Origin of the sequence: Trueperella sp. LYQ143 (genome assembly GCF_046599595.1) — a bacterium.
In the GTDB taxonomy this organism is placed as follows: Bacteria; Actinomycetota; Actinomycetes; order Actinomycetales; family Actinomycetaceae; genus Trueperella.
In genome coordinates this window covers 25,137-46,791 of sequence record NZ_JBKIWR010000011.1, presented here as the reverse complement: position 1 = coordinate 46,791, position 21,655 = coordinate 25,137, and the positions used below count along the sequence as shown (strand labels likewise).

Sequence of the window (21,655 nt, the reverse complement as noted above, 5' to 3'; positions counted from 1 at the left end):
CCGCCACAATCATTGTTGTGCTAGTTAGCGCACCTTAGGCGATTAGCCAGCAGTCACTCATTAGCCAACGGCAACCATAGGCGACCAGTTATGACCAACCTGCTTGGCAGGGCCATACTGCGATCCGACGTTGCTGTAGAAGAACAGGTTTCCGTCTTCTCGGATACCGTACAGATCCATCAGACCGTCACCTGTGACGTCGCCCGGCACGAACGCGATCTGGAAGGTTCCCCATCCGTGACCCACTGTGCCAGCATTCTTCAACGTCAGTGCATCCGTGCCGCTGTATGCGTACAAGACGCCATCAGCACCAATACCGATCACGTCAGCATTTCCATCGCCAACAAGTTGACCGGCACCGAGGATCTGCCGCATTCCTGACCAGCCGTGACCGATCTTGACACCGTTCAACAGACCGTCTTGTGACAAGAGGTAACGGTACAGATCGCCAGTGGCAACATGGCGGGCGATCACGTACTGTGCCCCGTCGGAACCGAGGCGGCCAACGTAGGTGATGTTGTCAACCTCGTTCCAGTTCTTTCCAGCTTTCTTGCCATAGGTCAAGAAGCCGTCGCCTGCCGAGTAGTAGTAGTTCAACGAACCATCCTTGTACCGGACGAGCACGTCGGCGCGGTTATCACCGTTGACGTCGGAAATTGGCGTCAACGCCGTCACCTGCGACATGTCACATCCGACAACACCGCGGTATGCCAACTGACCATCGGCCTTACCCACGTAGAAGTGGAGGCGACCAGCGTTATCGACGGACCACAGATCGGCAGTGCGATCACCCGTTGCTTCACCCAACAGAGCGGTTGGGGTGGCTGGGGTAGCTGGGCGAGCAATAGGCGTGCAGGTATCCGTTCCAGGATTCGGGTTCGGCCCCGGATCCGGCTTAGTAGCGGCAACCAGCTCGTAGGTCGAGCGCGAGTAGCCCTCGAAAGTGAGCTTTCCATCTGCCCAGGTGGCATTGACCAAGACACGGTTTCCATCTGGTGTTACCAGGTAAACCTTCGTGCCCTCAGCCGCCGGAATAGAGATCGTGCCACGCTCAGTTGCGTAGGGATCCTTATTCGACAGCTTGACGATGGTGCCATTATTTTCGGTGGTCACCGTCAGAGCGTCATCGGAGCGGAACGGACCAGTGATTGATACGCCCTTATCCGTCAAGGTGACGTTCTTGATCGCGATATTGACCGTGATCTTCTTCTCCACGGTGGATCCGTCAGCCTGGGTGGCGATGATCGTCACCGTATTTGCCCCCGGAACCAACACAGTGCCCTCAGCGAGCTTCACGGTGGTTTCGCCAGCGGCCGGCTTTGCCGAATCCTTAGCGATCGGATCGTCGTCCTCTACCTTGACCTGTTCAAGGATCTTGGCGCGCAAGCCATCCTGATCGGCCAGTTCCTCACGGAACATCTCGAAGGACATCGGATCTGGTGCAGTGATAACCGGATCAGCGTTAACCGTGAAAGTGACCGCCGAGGTGGTGACGTTACCAGCCAGATCGGTGCTCGTTGCCGTCAGGGTGTACTGACCCTTCAACTTCGAGGTGTCGATCGTGTGGGTCAGCTCAGTTTCTTCCGGCTTGGTGACCGTTCCAGAAACGTCAGCCTTCTCGGGAACCTTGCCGCCGCTGATGTTCTTCAGCGCGTCCTCAACCGGGGTTTCCTTCGTGACCAGCTTGGTCTGCTGAGTCTCGTTGAGAACTTCGCCGTCCTTGCCGGTCAACCGGACGTTCAAGGAGGCCAAGTTAGGATCGCTTGCCTTCGTCACAACAGGAGCCTTATCGCGAACGACAGCGCCTTCAGCGACGGAGTGGGTGATCTGCGGAGCTGCCTCATCCAGCACCACCGGAACGAATGCCAACAGGGCATTGCCGAGGGTGTCGGTGAGCAGGATTTCCAAGATATTGCCGTCGGCAACCTTGACAACCTGGTTGAACGCACGCTCGTTAGATACTGGCCCGTGGCCGGTGTAGTTGAACAGTTCGATTAGGGTCGAATCGTTGATCTTCAACGTGTAACCCCAGCCGTCATCGGAGGCCTTACCAGTGAAGGGGACGTCCGGCTTGTTGGTGAACAATGTTCCACCGATCAGCTTCGGGCTATCGAACTGGATACTCGGCACAGCAGCATCGACGAACAGGCGCAGAACGCCGGTGTACATCGGCTTATCATCCGTGCCAATTACCTCAACCTTGAATGGGTTGATGCCCGTCTTGGCCGGAAGTTTGACGGTGATCTTTCCGTCAGCATCCGGAGTAACCTCAATCGGATCACCGGCAACGAAGCCGCCGTTTTCAACCCGTGGGCGCTGAGTGAAGATGATCTTCTTAACGCCAACCGCACCTTCGCCGCGCATGGTGAACACTCCGTCTGCGTAATCTGGAGAGCCACCCGGAACGAGACAGGTGGAGTACCCGTTCGAGCACTTTGCATTGGTGATATTCGGGATTGCCGTCTTGGGATCTGCCGGAGCGCGATCGTCAATGGCGACGGACTTAGTCGTCGTATTGACGCCATCACCAGCAACGACGGGGACGGCTACCTGATCGTCCTTAGGAGCGAAGGAGTATTCGAATGTGCCGTCAGGATTTACTGTGACGTCCTGATCGTTGACCTTAACCGTCAGCTTTGCCCCTTGACGTTCGTCAGCAACCTTGCCGCGGACGGTGACCTTGCCACCTTCTAGTGCGACGCCGCCCTTAGCGGTCAGGTTAGTGATCTCAAGCGTCGGTGGCTTGGAATCATACGTGACCTTGAGGGTGTCGTGAGCAACTTCTTTTCCTTCAGCATTCTTGCCGACCAGCTCAATGGTGTTCGGGCCTTCGGTAAGCGGAACGAAAGCGGTGAAGCGACCAGCAGTAATTTCAACTGGCTGACCAGCGACCGTCAGTTCTTTCACGGAATCAGAGACGAATCCCTGAATACGCAGCTTGCCATCGGAAACGCCATTGGTGGATGGGCCAACCAGACCGTCGTTGTAGAACTCGCGAGAGGAAACGATGATCGCGTCCTTAGCGAAAACGTATGATCCAACCCCCAGGGCGAAGCCACGATCCAAAGCGGATACCGTGACGGAATCCGTCGGCGAGCTGACCTTGATGGCGTAGCGGTTATTACCCAGATCGGTGTATTCCATTGCCTTACCGGCGGCGTCAACCACATCCGGAGCGGCAGCCAGACCAGAGCCTTCTTCGACAATCTTGACCGTCAGGACATTGTTTTCGTATGACTCAAAGACGATCTGCGGCGGGGTTCCGTCCACGCCAAAGGAGAAGTCGTAGGTCTGCCAATCGAATCCCTCACCGAGGCGAGCGGAGACGCGGTAGATATAACGACCATCAGCAACCGGAGTGAACTTACCTTGAGCGGCGTTCCACTCTAAACCATCGAATACATGGGATTCCGCAACGTGGGCAATATTGCCTTCTTTGCCGGCCTGGATTGCGTCGCCAGCGGTGACGCGGCTCAAACCTTGTTCGTATCCAATGGTGCGTACCGGAGTGCCGTCGGCGTGCAATACGTCGTACTTGACTTCGCTGGCATTGCGCATGAATACCAGAGCTGGAGCCACAACGTCAGCGTCGCCATCGCCATTGGGGGAGAGCCAGAATTCCGCGTCGGGCTTTCCGCTCAATGCGGCTAGACCCTTAACCGGAACGGTCATGCTCAAAACGGTGGTGACCAGAGTGGATTCAGACTCGTTGACGTCCTTTGCCCAGACCTTGCCTTCTTCGAGGATGATCCGTTCGGCGTTCCAATCGCCAACGAAGCCCAGATAAGGAACGGCGATATTTGGCGCGTCTTTCGTTGCGGATTCGAAGCGTGCCCAGCCCTCAATGAAGTGGTTGGTGGAGGTGTTCGGCGTCAGCGTGAAGGTCACGTTCGCCTTTGCACCCGGCTCAACCGTCACGGTGGACGCCGAAGCGGTCAGCGTTTCGCTGGAGATTGACGTGGTCGTCTTGGCATCCTTGGTGTTGGATTCGTTGAGGACCTCTTGCTTGGGGATGTTGTACGTCACCGGAGCAGTGCCAGTGTTCTCTAGCTGAACGGTGAAGTTCACCGGCCCCTTGACTTCGCGCAAGGACACATCGCCAGAGCCGTTCACCGTAGCAAAGACGCTATTGCTCAATGCGAGATCAATATTGGCCAAACCAGCGCCAACTTGGCGTGGAGCAAGCGGGACCCCTTCTTTGCTCTTCGGGATCATTGCCGTGTTCTGCAGGGCGATCTCGATGCGATCGGTCAGTGCCCGACCGGAGAGCCCCTGGAACTGATCCTTGTACTTCTCAACGACCAGCGCAGACAGACCGGAAACATTCGGTGCCGCCATAGAGGTACCGGACATAGTGGTGTACTTGTTGTTGTTGATCGTCGAGTACACCGAGCCGCCAACACCGGCGATATTTGGCTTGAAATCAAGCGTCGGCGAGGGGCCCCATGAGGTGAAGTCCGAAGCCTGCAGGCCTTCAGCGTTGACGATGACCTGCTGATCTTTGGTCAGCTTCACCGTGACGGTGTGGCCGGCCTTCAGGGCTTCCCGCATTGCTAAACCGTGGGAGCGGTAAACCGAGGCTGATAAGAAGGTGTACTTATCGAGGCCACCCATTGACAGGAAGGTATCGCCGCCAGCTTCCGAGTTGAAGACGATGACACCAGCGGCCTTGTTCTTCACCGCGTTGGCGTACTTATCCGCGAAGGAAATCTCACCGCGTTCAATCAGGGCAAACTTGCCGGTCAGATCGGTGCCAGCCGGGTAATCCTCGGGGCGGGATAGGCCGGCGTCGAAGAGCGGCCATTCCTTGCCGTCAGCTTCGCCGGTTGCCAAGGCATACGGCATATCCTTCTGGCTTCCATTGTCATTCCAGTAACCGACGGGGACGATGCGGTGGGAATTATCAATCGAGGCAACCGAGAAAGAGTCTGCCTGGATTGAGGGGGCGCCGAGCGTGCCGTCGTCGAGCTGCCCGAACATGTCATCGATTCCGCCCGTGGGGGAGAAGTTCAAACCGGAGTTACCGGCTGAAATCACAGCCAAAACACCATTGTCGCGTGCGGCAGCAATGGCGCGGGCAACACCGTCAGATTCGTTGGCGTGACCGTTTGGCGAACCGAGTGAAAGGTTCATAATATCGGCGCCGAGTTTGACCGAATCTTCAATAGCGGCAACGATATCGGCATCGGAAGCGCCGCGTTCACCCGAGTTGGAGAAGACCTTCATGGCCAGTAGCTGGGCATTCGGGGCAACGCCATCGATGCGACCCGTCTTTGCCGTATCCGGGGTTTCCGGACCTTCTGCGCCATTTGCTGCCACGATACCGGCGACGTGCTGACCGTGGTCACTGCCGGTGGTGTCGTGAATTTCCCAGTTATCGTCGGCGTAGTTGTAGCCGTAGGGAACTTTACAGGTCATGGAGTGGGTGGCATCGGGCTTGAGCTTGGATTTTTCACAGACTCCGTTATCGAGTCGCAGATCCTGGTGCGTGATGTCAACACCGGAATCAATAATGGCAACTACGGTTCCCGTACCATCAACGCCGTACTTGTGGAAAGCACTTGATACGCCTTCCATCTCGCGTGCGGAGGTCTGAGTGGGATAGTAAAGCCGTTCTTTACGGACGGATTCGACCTCCGGTAGCTGGCTGAAAGCGAGCAGCTTATCCGAGGGGATCGTCGCGGAGAAGCCATTGACGAGGTATGCGAACTGACGGTCAACGACCAAGCCGTATTCGCTCTTCCACTGGTCAATAAGCTGTTGTTGGGTGCTCAGTCGAGAAGACTCTGCCGATTCGGACAGAGTGGTCGGCTGATCTTTCAAAATAACAACGACTTTTTCGTTGTGCGGGGTTAACGCATCGCTGGCGCTAATTGTTGCGCCCGGCTTTGCGGGAGTACCGGCCGTATCGGAAAACGGCACGGGCTCTGCTGCGGCGGGCAAAATCCCAGCGGACAGGACGAGTGCTCCTGTCGCGCCCGCAACGAGTGCTCTTCTAAACGTTTTCATTGCTCCTCCATTTATCCAGAGTGGTGTAAGAATGCCAGAATCGGCAGGTTGACGAAAGAAACGTTCATTTTCTGAGATGTAAAACGCGGCAAAAAGCAGGGTATTCCCTGTGCGAAATCGGAAATAATAAACAAAGCCGCAATTTGGGCGCACGATTGTGATTGTTCTCCCTCTTTTTAACCGCCAGATACTGGCAGTAATGCAGGTTGGTATCAGGGATCGACGGGTAGATCTCGTAGAGTCAACCGCAGAGAATGAACGGCAGAATGTGCTTGAGATAATGACGGCGATAGTCGGGAGAGGTGGTGAGTATGCTCCGACGGGCGCACGAGGGCGAGGAAAATCCAATAAATCCCACAACCAGATCTAATGGCCGGTATTCACAACGGCGAGGGATGAAATATGTGTGGGGCATACTAGCGGTATGTGTTATCACGCTGATGGCGGTAACCATACGTCCTGACGTGTGCGCTCTGACGGCACATATCGTCGTGCTCGCTCCCTGGGCAAACATCATCGCACTGCGTGGATGGCTTGTCATTGTTTTCGGTGTTCTTGGATTATTGTGTGCAATTTTGGCAGCTATCCGGTGGGCTGTATGCCGAAAAGGGCGGATTGCTGTGGGGCTAGCAGTCATCTTGGGAGGTTGCGCACTCGCCCACGGGGTGTTGATCGGGGCGCGCGGTATCGCCAATCCTGGCCAGCTTCCCCTAGATACCGGAATAACAGCGAGCGGTCAGGGAACTGGGGCAATAACTGTGCTGTCCTACAATACGCAAGGCGGTCGTATCGACGTCACTGCGCTGCGTGAGGTCGTCAAAGAAAATGGGGTAGATCTCCTCGTCTTGCCCGAAACCTCAACGAAACGTGGCAAAGAGATTAATGCTGCCCTGGCTGAGGCGGGAATGGAATTCCAACAATTTGATACCGCTACCGATCAATATCAGCCAGATTTTCGCTCCACGGTTGTCTTAGTTTCTGCAGCGCTCGGGCAATACACCCACGTCGATTCGGGCTTGCCACAAGAATCTGCGGTTCGCATTGTGCCAGTAAATGGTTCTGGGCCGACGATTTATGCGGTACACACCTTTGCCCCCTCGCCAGCGACAATTGATATTTGGCGCTCGCATATTCGTCAGGTCTATGCACTATGCGATCAGCCTGGACCATATATCATCGCCGGAGATTTTAACTCGACGAAAGATCATGAATTGGCGGTTGGCGCGAACTGCTTTGACGCGATGGCGGAAGCCGGTTCGGCGGGTTTGGGGACATGGCCGAGCACCTTGCCTCCACTATTGGGGGCGCCGATTGATCGCGTGTTACATGACGACTCCTATCAGGGAGTGGCAGCCACCCTGATAGGAGTCGGCGAATCCGATCATCGTGGCATTATTGTTCGCTTAGAACCGCGCTCGCAGTAAGGCGCCAGGTATAGCGGTGGCGGCGCATTAGGTATAGATAGCGAGTTTATATATGCCATTCAAGACAGGTGCGGATAGGTGAACACCATATAGATCGCTGGATTCGCCCTAACTGGGCATGCGATAGGCGCGAACGCGATAACTAGGAATGTGATAGGCCGGTATGGCCATTATTGGAAAGTGCGCCAGCGCGGGTACGCACGCCTAACCATTGAATACATAGGGATTCAGCGGAGCGCGCATTCTGTGAAACACGGCGCATATATCTTGCGTCTGTCGGTAGACTAGCCCCAGGTCTTAGCGATTCCGGCGTCTGGCGTACCTGTTGAGGTCGGCTACACGCGGCAGGCTCGGCAGGCGAGTATCGCTGAGAGAATGACTATCTGCCCGCAAAAGGAGATAACGATGGCAATGTTCAGGACCTTGGCAACATTTGGCGTGGGATACGTACTCGGTTCACGCGCAGGGCGTGAGCGCTACGAGCAGATCAAGAAAATCTCGAAGAAGGTGTGGAACTCCAAGCCGGCACAAAAGGGGCGGGATAAGGTCCGTTCCCAGGCGTCACAGACGCTGCACAACGCTCAAGACGCGGCAAAATCAAAGTTCCACGAGGCAAAGGATTCCGTCAAAGGGGCTGTGCGTGATCGCGGTACGGCAGTGCCGGATGTTGATGAGATTCGCGTCGAGGCTGTGCCAGTGGAGGCCCGCCCAGATCTGCGTTAGCTCTCGTGGGATAGCGTGCCCTAGCTATCTCGCCGTCTCGGCAAGATAGCTAGGTTTTGCTTATGCGTCACTACCTGCTTGCCCCGTCAGGATGAATCTCCTTATCAGTATGGCTGAAACGAAGAACTGCCTGGCAAGACAGTCAAGCAGGGCGCATTACATGGCAGGAATTCGGCGCTCGCACGGGTACAAGCAGGATACGTTTAGCTAGGAAGCTCAAGGAGGAGCACGATGTGTGATACGGAAGTGACAGAAGGCGTAGTAGATCGCGCTCGCGGCGCTTTGTTAGCCAGTGCCTGCGGCGATGCGCTAGGTGTTCCCTATGAATTCGACGATGCCCCGCGCGATCCTCAGATGATTGGCGGCGGTTTAGGCCCGTATGAGCCAGGCGAATGGTCAGACGATACGCAGATGATGGTCTGTATCGCACGGGTTGCTGATTCAGGACTTCGCTTGACGTCGGCGGCGGCCTGTGACGCAGTGGGGCAGAATTTTATTGACTGGATGCGCAACGGGGCGACGGATATTGGCACGCAAACGCGCGCGGTTATTTCAGCGGCGACGCGAATGACGGGAGACGTCTCGGATCGCCTCACTACGGCGGCCCGCGAATATCTTGAGCGAACGCAGCGGGCCGCTGGCAACGGTGCTTTGATGCGCACGGCACCCGTCGGGCTGTGTTTCCTGTGGGATCGCGAGCAGACCGCTCACGCTGCCCGCCTCATGGCTGAATTGACTCATGCTGATCGCCTTGTAGCCGAGTCCTGCATATTGTGGAGCGAAGCGATCCGACTCGCCATCACCGATGAGGTGTTGGATATTCAGGCGGGATTGGATCTTCTCTTGCATGAGTCGCGGTCACTGTGGCGTACAGCTATCGCCGATGCGGAACACGGCTTAGTGGATCCGCATACGAATGGATATACCGTTTCAGCTTTACAATGTGCCTGGTATGCCGTTCACTCCACTCGGGAATACCTCGGAGAGGCGGCGGTATATAGCGGAATTCGCACTGCGGTTAAGCTCGGAGGGGATACCGATACGATTGCGGCTATTGCGGGGGCGCTCTTGGGTGCTCGTTGGGGAGAAAAAGCAATCCCGGAGCAATGGAAAGCAGACGTACACGGCTGGCCTGGGATGACGGGAGCAGATCTGGCGAATATGGCAGAGCGGATTGTGCGCAAATCTAAGCCGCGCGGATTCTAAATACCCGATGCCAGGCAGGTGGAGATAATCAGAGAAAATCTCTGCTTGCTCACGTGCTGATTCATGTTATTCCCAGGGGATTTCCAAAGGAGAGAGAATTTCCCAAGGGAGATGTGCGACGGGGAGCGCGTGCAAATGCAGCAGGATAGCAGGTGTCTGCTGGGCGGCTAGCGCTTTATTATCCACTTTCCATAAAAATACGGATGGGTCGATTGTGGCGGCGCGTATATATGATCCGAACGAGGAGAACCTCGTAAGATTGCGAGATTTCCTTGATGGGGAGCCGGTTAATTCTGCTCAATAGTGCTAACAATCGCAGGTTAGAGTGGCGAATACGAGTTATTGGTGTTTGCCGGAGAGGGTAAGAGCCGGCGAATTGGCATCAATAGAAGCCGTATCGCGGCGTAACAAATCATTGGCTTAATAGGTCATCAGTTATTACCAATCAATAGCGAGGCACGCAGTGCGCCAGCAGGATCTAGCTATCAGCAGGATCTAATCGGCGTATGAACTGCGGATATGGTCGATCTGGGTGCGCAGATCAAAACCTGTGGCGCCGCGAATAATCGGCACTCCGCCTTGCTCAATATCTCGATCTTGCCGGAAGCTGGAGGTGGCGTCCATCGTCCCATGCGAAAGGACCTGTTCGACCGGGTTGAGTGTTCGCAAGGCAATTCCGCGCACCCGATGCGGATATTCGCGAGCTAAATCGTCATAAATAAGAGGATCGTGCTGGCCGTCATCCCCGACGAGATACCACTTAATATCGGGGAACATAATCAGTAAGTTCCGTAGCTGCGTCTTTTTGTGTTCTTGACCGGAACGGAACAAGCTGGTGGGGGTCGGCCCCCAATCCGTCATCAACATTGGCCCGATAGGGAGGGCATTGCGTTGAATAAAGTGCAACATGGTTGAGTAGGTGTTCCAGGCGCCCGTTGATAGATAAAACACGGGAGCATCTGGCGTAGGAGCGAGCAAATCTCCATAAAATTCTGCCATTCCAGGTACGGGCTGGCGCGTATTGGTGTGCAACACAAAAGAATTCCAGGCCGCGAGCATGGCGCGGGGAAGCCAGGTAACGACGATCGTATCATCCACATCGGAGACAAGGCCGGTGTGAGCCTCTGGCGAGACGATCATGACGGGAGCGGTGATCGCTTCACCGGCTGCCGGAGTGATGCGCGCTTCATGCCAGCCAGGTTCTAGCCCGTGATCTTCGACGAGAATATCGACGTATCCGGAACGATCCGTACGAGTGTGTAAGCGCCGACGGCCCAACTCCACAGTGCAGGGCAGAAAGCCGACTTGGGTGGTGAAGAATTGCCGCCAGCCGCGTTGGGCTTTTGCGGCATGTTCCGCAGCAAATTGCGCTAGATCGCGCATGCCTTGTGGGGTTAGCGAGTGCATAGAGGCCGGTAGGAACGGAAGCTGGAACGGCTTGGTGTTTTCCTGCGGATCGGCCATAATCGCGCGGGCAAGGACTTTGGCAGCATGAATCGAGCCGTATCCGGCGTAGCCGGTTAGCCGAGGTAGCCAGCCGGCGCGGCGTTTGCACACGATATTGTGCCGGTTCACCGCGGCTTCGGTAGCACGAGCAATATTTGCCAAAGACATACACATCAGCGTACTGAAACTGGCGGATTTATGCAGGTTTCTTGGGTTTCCTTAGCCGGTAGCGAAGTTTTCCGCCAGCGCAATCAACGCAATTATCCTGCGTTTGTATAGGTGCGGGAGGCAGTTATTGTGATCTGACAGAATCGAGCATAACTGGCAGATCGACGCAATCTGTAGGCGCCGCTGCTCGCTCGGGGATTTGCCGTCGGGGTGGGCTATCCTCAGGGCATATTAGCTATTAGATCCACCCCGCTATATAGCTAGCTGATGACTATCGGGCTTAACCGTCAGCCCGCATTATCCGCAGATTCTCACGGCTTATGCCCGTGGGCAACGACGGTAGATTCATAGCGGTAGGCGTCCCCCCGATAACAGTGCAGGCCCCATTCGATGATTGCTCCCGCGGGATCAAATGCAGTGCGGTCAATAGTGAGGACGGGCTGGCGAGTAGAAATGGCAAGTAATTGGGCTTCGCGTCGGTCTGGCCGTTCAGCACCGACGGATTGGGTGGTAGCGGCGATTTCGATACCAGAATCGCGAATCAGTTGGTACAGCCCGCGTTCTTCCAAAAGCTCTCGGGCGGGAGCGTAAGCAAGCGGAAGCCAATTGTACAAAATAGCTACCGGAACACCATCGCGTTTACGCAGACGTTCCAGCTCAACAACCTGATCGCCAACCTGGATGTCGAGTTTTTCGGCGATTGCTTCCGTTGCCCGTTTGAAATTGTATTGGAGGACTTCCGTGGTGGGCGTGTGACCAGAGGCAACGAGATCTTCATGTAGGGATGGCAGTTTGGCGGGAAGATGCCGAGGGCGCGGGGCAACCACGGTTCCCACTCCGCGCCGGCGTAACAGCAGACCGTTTTCGACGAGAGTTTGCAGGGCGCGGCGGGCGGTTGGGCGGGAGACGTTCAGGCGCTGAGCCATGGACACTTCGTTTTCGATGCGAGTGCCAGGGGTGATAGCGCCGTCAAGGATAGCGCGTTCGATGGGGGCGGAGATTTGTACGTGCAGGGGGTCGGTGCTTGAGCGATTGACCGTAATCTCAGGTTCAAAGAGTCCCATGCTTACTCCTTATTGAATTTGCCGTGGAGGCGGTATATACCCCGCTAGGGTGGTCCATACCCTACTAGATTATTGTGTTTTGCTGTGCTTTTGCGATCTGCCGTCATTCCTTTTCTGTTGGTGCTGACGGCGGTGGTCGAGATACGGCGGGTTATCCGTCGGATATGGTGCCGGTTCGGATATCTGGCGTGGATGATACATATAGAAGCCTCTCCGTATGCGCGAGGTGCCTGGTAAGAAGATCGAAGATCGCGTGGCGCAGAGCGCGCTGGGGTTCCATGTCGAATCAGCCAGGGCATCCCGCGAGTGCGGGCAGACATCCCTATGTTCTGTTTCTATGTTACCTGTCACCCAGTAGAAAATGTCATTGACCCACTATTTGTCCTGACATATTATGAGCTATGTACTCACCGCACAGCTCATCAGAAGACGCTGTTGAGCGAGGAAATATCAGGAGAAACATGGGATACCGGATCGCCCTTATGGGAGCCGGAAGAATTGGCTCAATGCATGGTTTTCTTTTGCGCGCCATGCAATCTCGGGTAGAAAGCATCGTAGTCTGCGATACCAATACTGAGAAGGCCGAGCTATTAGCTGCTCAACTCGATGCTGACGTCGCCTCCAGCGAACAGGTGTATGCCTCCGGCAATCCGCTGGGTATCGACGCGCTGATTCTTGCCACTCCTACATCCGAACATGCGGCTGGATTAATTGCTGCCGCCCAGGCCGGCTTGCCAACATTTTGCGAAAAGCCGCTTGCGATGGATATTGAATCAGCGCAAGCGGCATGCCAGGCGGTAGAGGCAGCACAGCTCCCGCACCACATTGGATTTCAGCGGCGTTTTGACGTCGGATATCGCCGTGCCCGCCAAGCAGTTCGCGACGGAGCACTCGGCGAGGTCCACCGATTCCACATGCTTACCGCGGATCAATTCCCACCCGATGACGCATTTATTCCTACCTCTGGTGGGATATTCCGCGACTGTAATATTCACGATTTCGACATCATCGCCTGGGTGACGGGACAGCCGGTAGTTGAGGTCTATGCCACCGGAGTCACCCGAGGGCGTGAGGTGTTCGCCGCCTACAATGACCCCTCAGAAGCGGCCGCGATTCTCACGCTGGCTGACGGAACGATTGGCACCGTCCATGCCTCACGATATAACGGGCAGGGCTATGACGTTCGCCTTGATCTGGCGGGAACACGCGGATCTGTCAACGTGGGATACGACGCGCGAGTCCCCCTTGTGGTCATGGATGACGGCGTGGAATTTCCGCCGCACGCCCCGTGGACGGATTTCATCGAACGATTCCAACCCTGCTACGAACGCGAGCTATCCGCCTTCTTGGACATGCTCGATACCCACGGGCCGAGCCCCTGCACTGCCCGTGACGCGCTAGCGGCCTTGTATGTTGCGGTTGCTTGTGACCTCTCCCGTCAGGAACATCGTCCCGTTCGCCTCGAAGAAATACGGTAGCTATGATTCGCGCACAACATATCACGAAAACATTTCCCGGCGTTCGCGCCCTCGATACGGTGGATTTTGCTGTATCGGGCGGGCAGATTCACGCCTTGATCGGAGAAAATGGTGCAGGTAAATCGACGCTGATGAAAATTCTTGGCGGGATTTACCAGCCAGATTCTGGCGAGGTGTACCTCGATGGTCAGCCAGTTCATTTTTCTGGGCCACTTGATGCGCTCGCCTCGGGGATCGCGGTTATTCACCAAGAACTCAACCTCATGCCAGATCTGACGGTGGCACAAAACATCTTTTTTGGGCGAGAGCTTGGCCGTGGCTATATTAACGATGCCCAAATGAGCCGACGTTCCGCTGAGATTTTGGAACGCCTTGATGTGGATATTGATCCCGATGCGTTAGTCGGCTCGCTCACCGTCGCAGCACAGCAAATGGTTGAGATTGCCAAGGCGCTGTCAATGAACGCCCGCGTGCTCATCATGGACGAGCCAACCGCCGCGATTTCCTCCCATGAAGTCGAAAAACTCTTCGCCGTGGTGCGCGATTTTATTAATCCAGATCGCGCCGTCATCTATATTTCACATCGGCTAGAAGAGATCCAAGAGCTATGTACTGACATTACCGTCCTGCGCGATGGTAAGCATGTGGCAACACATCCGGCAGCCGAGCTCACCCGCGAGGATATGATCTCCTTAATGGTGGGGCGGGCTATTGATACCTCGCAGCGTCCCGAATCCACCCCAAGCGATCAACTCGGGTTAGAAGTAACCGGATTGAGTGCAGGCTTCGTTCGCGACGTCTCCGTACAGGTATATCGCGGTGAAATCTTTGGCTTGGCAGGGCTCGTCGGTGCGGGGCGCACAGAATTCGCCCGAGCAGTGGCCGGAGCTGATCCAAAAGACAGCGGCGATATTAAAGTTAACGGTCAGCCGGTTATCACTGACACCCCTACGCAGGCAGTGCAGGCCGGAATCGGCTACCTCTCCGAAGATCGTAAACAGTATGGATTACTGCTAGAGCAAGACGTGGTGGATAACGTTGCGCTGCCCTCACTTGATATGTGGTCAAATGTTGCGGGCGTGATCGACGATTCCAGCGCGGAAACAGTCGCTGATCGGTACACCGATATGTTGGCGATTCGTACCCCGTCGGTATTCCAAAAGACGCGGCTCCTTTCCGGTGGAAATCAGCAGAAAGTCGTCCTCGCCAAATGGATGGCGCGCGACTGCGAAGTACTACTGTTTGATGAACCGACCCGCGGCGTCGATATTGGCGCAAAAGATGAAATCTACCGGCTGATGGAGGATCTGGCGGCCCGCGGCAAAACACTGGTGGTCATTTCCTCAGAAATCGCAGAACTACAGCGCGTCTGCCATCGCATCGGCGTGATGTGCCACGGGCACTTAACTGGAATCCTGCGCAATGAGGAAGCTACCCAAGAAAAAATCATGAATCTTGCGACCCGCTTTGACGTGGTGAGCAACGAGGAAGAATCTGGCACGAGAAAGAACAAGAGCAATGCCTAAATCTGTATCCCTTGACCCGCGCACCTGGTATCGCAAGCATCCGGCCCAGGTACTCATCGTCATCTCAGAGATCATCCTGATTGCAGTGTTCGCGGTAGCTAGCCCGTACTTCCTCGATCTGGGGAATATCTCGGCCTTGCTGTTGGACGCCTCCGTCTATATTCTGCTGGCGCTCGGGTTGACCTTTGTTATCGCAACCGGCGGGATTGATTTAACGCCCGGTTTTGGTATGGCCTTTACTGGGGTGATGACGGCATTAGTCATGACGAAACTCCACAGCGCTATGTGGCTGGCGATTCTGGCGGGCGTATTAGTGGGCGTGATCTCTGGGGCGCTACTGGGTACGGTTAACGGTTTCTTAGTGGCACGGCTAAAAATGCAGCCGATGGTTGCCACCTTGGCAATGATGTTGGTGGCATGGGGAGCGGCCCTGTCGATCACCGGCACCTCCTCGATCCCACTCAACGATTACACCCCGTTCCTCGCCCTAGGAAACGGTAAGACCTTCGGTTTAACGAATGCGATTTATTTGTGCATCATCGCGGCAGTGGCAGCGCACTTCCTCCTGAAGCACACCCTGATTGGTCGCTATGCGCTCGCGATGGGATCAAACGAAGAAGCCACGCGGCTTTCCGGCGTGAACGTCACGGCCTGGAAGTGGAAGGTGTATGCGCTCGCGGGGACGTTCACCGGATTAGCGGGCGTGCTCATGGCTTCGCGTCTAGCCTCTGGGAAGCCTGACGTCGGCCAATCATACGAAATGTATGCCATTGCCGCCGCCGTGCTTGGTGGAGCTTCGCTCACTGGTGGTCGGGCCAGCGTATTTGGCTCTGTGGTTGGCGCAATTTTAATTGCCACTATCCGCAACGGCGCAGTACACCTGGGAGTATCCGATCAAAACCAAAAGATCTTGCTGGGCATTGTTGTGCTATTGGCGGTGTATTTGGATGTGCGTCGCCGCCCCAAGCGAGTGACGAAATGACGAGCCGATCCAGCCGGAAAGAAAAGAGAACGACCATGCGAAATAGTGACACGATGATGCGTGCGCGCAGGTCGCGGCTACGTTTCATCGCCCTAATTGGGATGGTGGCGAGCGTGCTGGCCGGATGTGCCGGACTTGGCGAGCGGGTATCCCATTCGGACGGTCGCATTGATATTGCAGTGGTGGCCAAAGGGTATGCCAGCCCGTTTTGGGCGACGGTGAAAGCTGGAGCGATGGCTGCCGGAAATGATTTCGGGGTAGACGTTTCCTTTCATGGGCCGGATAGTGAATCCGATGTCGTGCGCCAGGTCGATCAGATTAATTTAGCGCATGTTCAGCACCCTGACGCTTTGGTGTTTGCCGCATTGGATTCCTCTGCTTCAGTTATTGCCTTACAGCAGTTCGTAGATTCTGGAATTCCGGTTATTGCGTTTGATTCCGGCGTTCCTGGTTCGGATATTCCGGTGACGACGGTGGCAACAAATAATAAGGCTGCTGCAGCTGAAGCCGCTAAGCACATGATTGAGTTGACGGGCGGTAGCGGTGAAGTGGCGGTGTTGTGCCACTCTTCAACATCGGTGACGGGTATTGATCGCCGTGATGGTTTCGTCAATTATTTAGCGGAACATGCTCCAGATCTTAAAGTTGTCGATATTCAGTACAACGATTCTGACCAGGCGAAAGCCGAACAGCAGGCCTCGGCGATTATCCAGGCGCATCCGAAATTAGCGGGTATTTTTGCCACCGATGATGACGGTGCCGTGGCGGCAGCGCAGACGGCAAAACGTTCGGGGTCGAGCGCAAAAATCATCGGTTTTGATTCGGGTGCTGTGCAAATTGGGCTGATTCGCAGCGGAGTTATGGCCGGTTCTGTGACGCAAAATCCGTATCAGATGGGGTATCGGGCAGTGGAAACAGCGCTCGATGTTATTGCCGGAAAAAAGGTTGAGCCGGTGATAGATTCGGGTTTCTATTGGTATGACGCGAAGAATCTCGATGATCCGGACGTGAAGTTAGCCCTGTACGAGTAGGAATAATAGCGATATATAGCATCAGATAACGGTGAGATACCAGAATCCCTAGTCGGGCATATCCTGAGCTGCTGGGAAAGATACGCATCTTGTGCTGCCTTGGCGGAAGGGAAATCACCTGGCGCTACATTAGTGGAAGCTAAATTGCGCAGATGGGATTGCGGAGCAAAATTATCCGGATGTAGCGGAGCGAAACTGGGGCTGTCTGTATGTGCTTTGATGGTTATCGTCAGGCATAAAAGGATCCCCGGCGCTTATGGTTGGTGAAACCTCTTCGGATGAGCGACGGGCGTCCGTACAGACATTCTGGGTTAACGGCCAAAATGCTGTATAACATGACGCAGCTATGCGAACTAATAGTTCTATAGGGTTATGCGCAATTCGGCAGACATGTGCGGAGTATCGCCACTAGCTGTTCAGATTCTGCTGGGGAGAGTATCTGCTCGTGGGTTAGCCAGTGGATAAGCTCGCGGCGGTGAGGAGCTGAAGCGGAACCGCCAAGGTGTTGCACTATCCAGGCGGCAACCACCATGCCAAGGCGAATACTGCGTTCGAGCGTAGCTCCAGCGAGCAATCCGAAACTCAACCCCGCAGTGAAAGAATCTCCAGCTCCGGTCGTATCCACGGCAGAAACGGCGATAGCAGGATGATGATGAACGACGGGAGAGCCTGCCACATCTTCGGTAGCGGCTGACCACCACACTCCGGCTGCCCCGCCGGTGACAATGGCATGGGGGACGTACGCACGCAGGGCGAGTACGGCGGCGTGCGGGTCTGTGGTGCGGGTGTAGCGCATGGCTTCTTCGTCATTAGGAACGAAATAATCGGCGTATTGTAGGGATAGGAGATCCTCGTGAGCCCAGCATCCGCTGTCATCCCAAGCGGAATCGGCGATGACGATGCTTCCGCGGGCACGCCAATGAGAAATCTGTTGCGCCGCTGTAGCCAAAAAATCTAAAGAACAGGCGAGCACGCCAGGGGCAGGCATATCGCGGGAGGGCAGTGGCACATGCGGCGAACCGGCAGTAGTGAAAGAACGATCGCCGTCATGGACTAATGCAACGGTGATATTTTGCTTTGCGCTATCGTGTGCTGCCCGCAGATCAAGACCTTCACCAGCAAGTAATTCACGCACCCACGATCCGGCGCGATCAGTGCCTAACTCGCATAACAACGCCGTGTGTAATCCGAGACGCTGGCAGCAGATTGCCTGATTGGCAGCCCCTCCGGCCATCACGTCTGCGCCTGAAACCCATTGTTCTTCGCCAGCGCGCGGCTCATGGGCCAAACCATGCATAATCACATCGAGAAAGACCGGCCCGGCGACGCAGACGTCAATCTCCCTACCGTCACCATGAATCCCCAGCGGCGCCACATCAGAATATGGGAGCGGAGCGGAAGAACGCGGGTGCGGAGCTATCGGAGAAATATCAGTGTTATCAGGGGTGTCGAAAGAGGTGGGCTGAGGATTGGCTACAGGAGGGTCATGGGGAGTCATATAGTGAGCCTACGATTCCTTGCCAAGATGGGCAAGGAATCGGTATGCACGGGGTAGGCTTAACGGCAACGGGGCGACGCGAAGGCATCGCAAAACAGTAAAACAGCAAGAAAGCATGCGAAAAAGAGACAGCCGAAATAAATCGTAGAAAGCCGAGGTGCCCTTATGAAGCTCGTTATCGTTGGTGGCGGAGGATTTCGCGTTCCGCAGGTGATGTCGGTTGTGCAGCCAAATGACGGGCTGATTGACGAGGTATGCCTATACGACGTAGATGTTGCGCGGCTTGATGCCATGCACGCGGTGCTTCAGGATCTGGGGTATGCCGATCGGGTGCGTATGAGTGCCACGACGGATCTCTCCCGCGCGCTATCTGGAGCCGATTTCGTCTTTTCCGCAATGCGCGTAGGGGGTACGTGCGGGCGGGTATGCGATGAACGGGAAGCACTTTCGCGGGGAGTGCTGGGGCAAGAGACGGTCGGGGTGGCAGGATACGCTTACGCCTTCCGTACCATTCCGAGGGCAATGCACCTGGCGGAGCGGGTTGCTGAGCTTGCCCCGCAGGCATGGATCATTAATTTTACGAACCCCGCCGGGATTATTACGCAGGCAATGCGTCGAGTACATCCACGGGTGGTGGGGATCTGTGATACGCCGATCGGCCTAGTTCGTCGGGTGGGGTATCTCTTAGGCGGTCCTGACGTCATGAACGCAGTCTCACAGGTCGATGCCCGAATTTCCTATGATTATGCCGGTCTGAATCATCTGGGGTGGTTGCGCAATTTTGTGGTGGATGGGGTGGACCGTTTACCAGAGATTTTAGGGCACACACAGATGCTGGAACGATTAGAAGAAGGACGCACGATCGGGGCAGAGTGGATTCAGGCGGTAGGCGCGATCCCCAATGAATATCTCTTTTTCTACTATCACAATCGCGAAATCACGCAAAAACTTGCCCGTGAGCGCACCCGAGGCGAGTTTCTGCATGAACAACAAGGCGCGTTCTACCAGGCGGTGGCGCAAGCGAAAGATGGGAGCGGTGCAGGGGCGTTGTGGCGGGCGGCCCATGAGGAACGAGAAGCGACCTACATGGCAGAATCCCGTGCGGCGGATGAACAGCGCACTGAAGAAGACCGCTTGGCAGGTGGCTACGAACAGGTGGCATACGATCTCATGCGGGCTTTGGCAACGGGAGTGCCAGCACGGATGATTTTGGGTGTGCCAAATACCGTGGGAGAGCTAACGTACCCACAGCCCGCCGATCAGGGCGCCGAGGTACTCGCGTCGGGTATTAATAGCCAAAAGAACGTTTCCGCATCAACTGTGCAGAATTCAAAGATGCTACCCGATAGATCGGTCGGTTGCCCGAGGGAGGCAGTGGTAGCGGGTGACGAAGTAGCAGAACACAGCGCATTACAGACGCAGGGCCGAGCATCGGCTACTTACCCGGAACTACTGATCCCGCAGCTCTCAGCGGATGCGGTTGTTGAAGTTCCGTGCGTGGTCGATGCGGCGGGTGTACATCCGCAACGCCCACGCCCGCTTCACGGGCCAGAGCTAGGGCTTATCCAACAGGTCAAGGCCTGTGAAGAACTGGTAATTGAGGCGGTAGATCGGCGAAGTAAGGCTTTGGCGTGGCGGGCGCTCGCGGCGCATCCCACAGTGGATTCCGTTGAGGTGGCTCACGAGATTTTGGCTGGTTATCTGCAAGTAAATCCAGATATTGCTGAGGTTTTTGACTGAGGGATCTGTTGTCGTTGTTGTTATTGTTGAGCTGTAGTTGATTGATTACTAAATACCTTACGGCAGGTGTTGATACGGGAGAGGTGTGCGTATGACGAAGGAAGAGAAGGCCGTGCGCTATCGGATTGAGCCACTGGACGTCACCGATACCGAGCGTGCCCTGGCGTGCCGGGAGATTGATATAGCATGCCAGCAAGAAGTTCAACCAGATTATGTTGCTGGAAGTCCAGAGAGCTTCTTACGTCATCTGCGCGATAACTCAGGTAATTGGGTCCCCCATTACGTAGTGGCAGTAACTGATGACGAACAGCGCAAGGTTCTCGGTTGGGGCATGTTGTCTTACTGTGTGCCGCACCCGCAAGATCCGATGTACGTCACCATCAGCGTGGCGAAAGATGTGCGTGGTCAGGGGATTGGTAGCGCGCTAGAGGCGGCGGTTCGATCTTGTTGCCCGGCAGATTGGTCAGCTCAACAGTATTTTATGGAGAGCTATATGCCGGCCGATGTAGATGTGACCACACATCCGATCACTCGTTGGGCACAGAAAGCTGGGTGGAAACTGACGGAGATAGATCAAACGCTTCGTTTAGCGTGGCCGCCTGCACTGGCCGATGTGGACGCGGTCATGCTAGCAGTTCCTGATGGATATGAACTTCGTACCTACGAAAACGGTGTGCCCTTGGAATTACAAGAATCTCTCGGGGTGTTGCGTGGGCAAATGGACGCGGAAGCGCCCAGCGGCGAGATTGAATTTAGTGCCGAGCCGTGGAGTAGCGAATATTATGTAGAATTTGTGTCAGACATAGTAGGGTGTGGTGCAACCTTGCTGGAGACGGTTGCTGTTCACGAGGGACGCGTCGTGGGATTTACCGGAGTCGAAGTGCCGGCAGATTCTCGTCGGGTTATGCGGGTGCGAGGAACTGGAGTTTTACGATCTCATCGCGGAAAGCGCCTCGGTTTGGCGGTCAAGGCCCAATTGGCGCGGGAGCTGCTATTGCGTGGGGTGAAGAATCCGGCGATAGAAACGGAAACAGCGGTAAATAATCCGTGGATGCTTGCGATTAATAATGCTTTGGGTTTTACTCCGGTATGCCAGTTAGTTGAGTATGTGCGGGGCCGTTGATTTTACGACGACGAAGTGACCGTGTTAGGGCGGTTGGGGAAAGCCTGGTGAGCTGTGGTGCGTTTTGTGGGCGGCGCAGACAGATACGGAAACCGAGGATGACGCGAGAGGCGAGACTATAAAGATAGAGAAGAAAGACAAATGCGGATAGATAAGGTGACGGCTGTGAGAGGGAAAATTTCTCCCCTCTCACAGCCGTCACTGACAGAGCTCTTGGCAGGAGTTCGTGTATTTAGG

Annotated in this window: 13 protein-coding genes; 9 read left to right on the top strand and 4 right to left on the bottom strand. The window is 55.5% G+C overall.

Annotated elements, in window-relative coordinates:
- Window positions 1–60: 60 nt before the first annotated feature.
- Window positions 61–6,009, bottom strand: coding sequence for a S8 family serine peptidase (locus ACLHIL_RS05310; protein WP_411296915.1), 5,949 nt, complete (start codon window positions 6,007–6,009; stop codon window positions 61–63).
- 311 nt (window positions 6,010–6,320) lie between these two features.
- On the opposite strand from ACLHIL_RS05310, the gene ACLHIL_RS05305 reads away from it, so the two are divergent.
- The 3 genes from ACLHIL_RS05305 (at window position 6,321) to ACLHIL_RS05295 (ending at window position 9,362) form a co-directional block, all read left to right on the top strand.
- A complete protein-coding gene (locus ACLHIL_RS05305) occupies window positions 6,321–7,433 on the top strand; it encodes an endonuclease/exonuclease/phosphatase family protein (RefSeq protein WP_411296914.1) in 1,113 nt (370 codons plus the stop codon).
- Window positions 7,434–7,838: 405 nt separating this feature from the next.
- Entirely contained in the window at window positions 7,839–8,156 is a 318-nt protein-coding gene (locus ACLHIL_RS05300) for a hypothetical protein (RefSeq protein WP_411296913.1), read from the top strand.
- A gap of 231 nt (window positions 8,157–8,387) precedes the next feature.
- Window positions 8,388–9,362 (top strand): ADP-ribosylglycohydrolase family protein, encoded by a 975-nt coding sequence (locus ACLHIL_RS05295; protein WP_411296912.1) that lies wholly within the window; start codon window positions 8,388–8,390, stop codon window positions 9,360–9,362.
- A gap of 495 nt (window positions 9,363–9,857) precedes the next feature.
- On the opposite strand, the gene ACLHIL_RS05290 is transcribed toward ACLHIL_RS05295, so the two are convergent.
- Complete coding sequence (locus ACLHIL_RS05290) at window positions 9,858–10,976, bottom strand: App1 family protein (protein ID WP_411296911.1); 1,119 nt, start codon at window positions 10,974–10,976, stop codon at window positions 9,858–9,860.
- 311 nt (window positions 10,977–11,287) lie between these two features.
- Window positions 11,288–12,040 (bottom strand): GntR family transcriptional regulator, encoded by a 753-nt coding sequence (locus ACLHIL_RS05285; RefSeq protein WP_411296910.1) that lies wholly within the window; start codon window positions 12,038–12,040, stop codon window positions 11,288–11,290.
- Between the two features lie 461 nt (window positions 12,041–12,501).
- On the opposite strand from ACLHIL_RS05285, the gene ACLHIL_RS05280 reads away from it, so the two are divergent.
- From ACLHIL_RS05280 to ACLHIL_RS05265, 4 genes are read left to right on the top strand one after another with little or no spacing between them, the layout of a single operon-like run.
- Window positions 12,502–13,518, top strand: coding sequence for a Gfo/Idh/MocA family oxidoreductase (locus tag ACLHIL_RS05280; RefSeq protein WP_411296909.1), 1,017 nt, complete (start codon window positions 12,502–12,504; stop codon window positions 13,516–13,518).
- Between the two features lie 2 nt (window positions 13,519–13,520).
- Complete coding sequence (locus tag ACLHIL_RS05275; RefSeq protein ID WP_411296908.1) at window positions 13,521–15,044, top strand: sugar ABC transporter ATP-binding protein; 1,524 nt, start codon at window positions 13,521–13,523, stop codon at window positions 15,042–15,044.
- Window positions 15,037–16,026: an ABC transporter permease gene (locus tag ACLHIL_RS05270; protein WP_411296907.1), complete on the top strand. Its 990-nt coding sequence runs from the start codon at window positions 15,037–15,039 to the stop codon at window positions 16,024–16,026. The genes ACLHIL_RS05275 and ACLHIL_RS05270 overlap by 8 nt, the downstream gene beginning before the upstream one ends.
- 35 nt (window positions 16,027–16,061) lie before the next feature.
- Window positions 16,062–17,057, top strand: coding sequence for an ABC transporter substrate-binding protein (locus ACLHIL_RS05265; RefSeq protein ID WP_411296906.1), 996 nt, complete (start codon window positions 16,062–16,064; stop codon window positions 17,055–17,057).
- 370 nt (window positions 17,058–17,427) lie between these two features.
- On the opposite strand, the gene ACLHIL_RS05260 is transcribed toward ACLHIL_RS05265, so the two are convergent.
- On the bottom strand, window positions 17,428–18,555 hold the full coding sequence (locus ACLHIL_RS05260) for a carbohydrate kinase family protein (protein ID WP_411296905.1): 1,128 nt from the start codon (window positions 18,553–18,555) through the stop codon (window positions 17,428–17,430).
- 165 nt (window positions 18,556–18,720) lie between these two features.
- Here ACLHIL_RS05260 and ACLHIL_RS05255 point away from each other — a divergent pair, with 165 nt between their 5' ends.
- Both ACLHIL_RS05255 and ACLHIL_RS05250 read left to right on the top strand, forming a co-directional pair.
- Complete coding sequence (locus ACLHIL_RS05255; RefSeq protein WP_411296904.1) at window positions 18,721–20,295, top strand: 6-phospho-beta-glucosidase; 1,575 nt, start codon at window positions 18,721–18,723, stop codon at window positions 20,293–20,295.
- 91 nt (window positions 20,296–20,386) lie between these two features.
- Window positions 20,387–21,418, top strand: coding sequence for a GNAT family N-acetyltransferase (locus ACLHIL_RS05250; RefSeq protein WP_411296903.1), 1,032 nt, complete (start codon window positions 20,387–20,389; stop codon window positions 21,416–21,418).
- Window positions 21,419–21,655 lie beyond the last annotated feature (237 nt).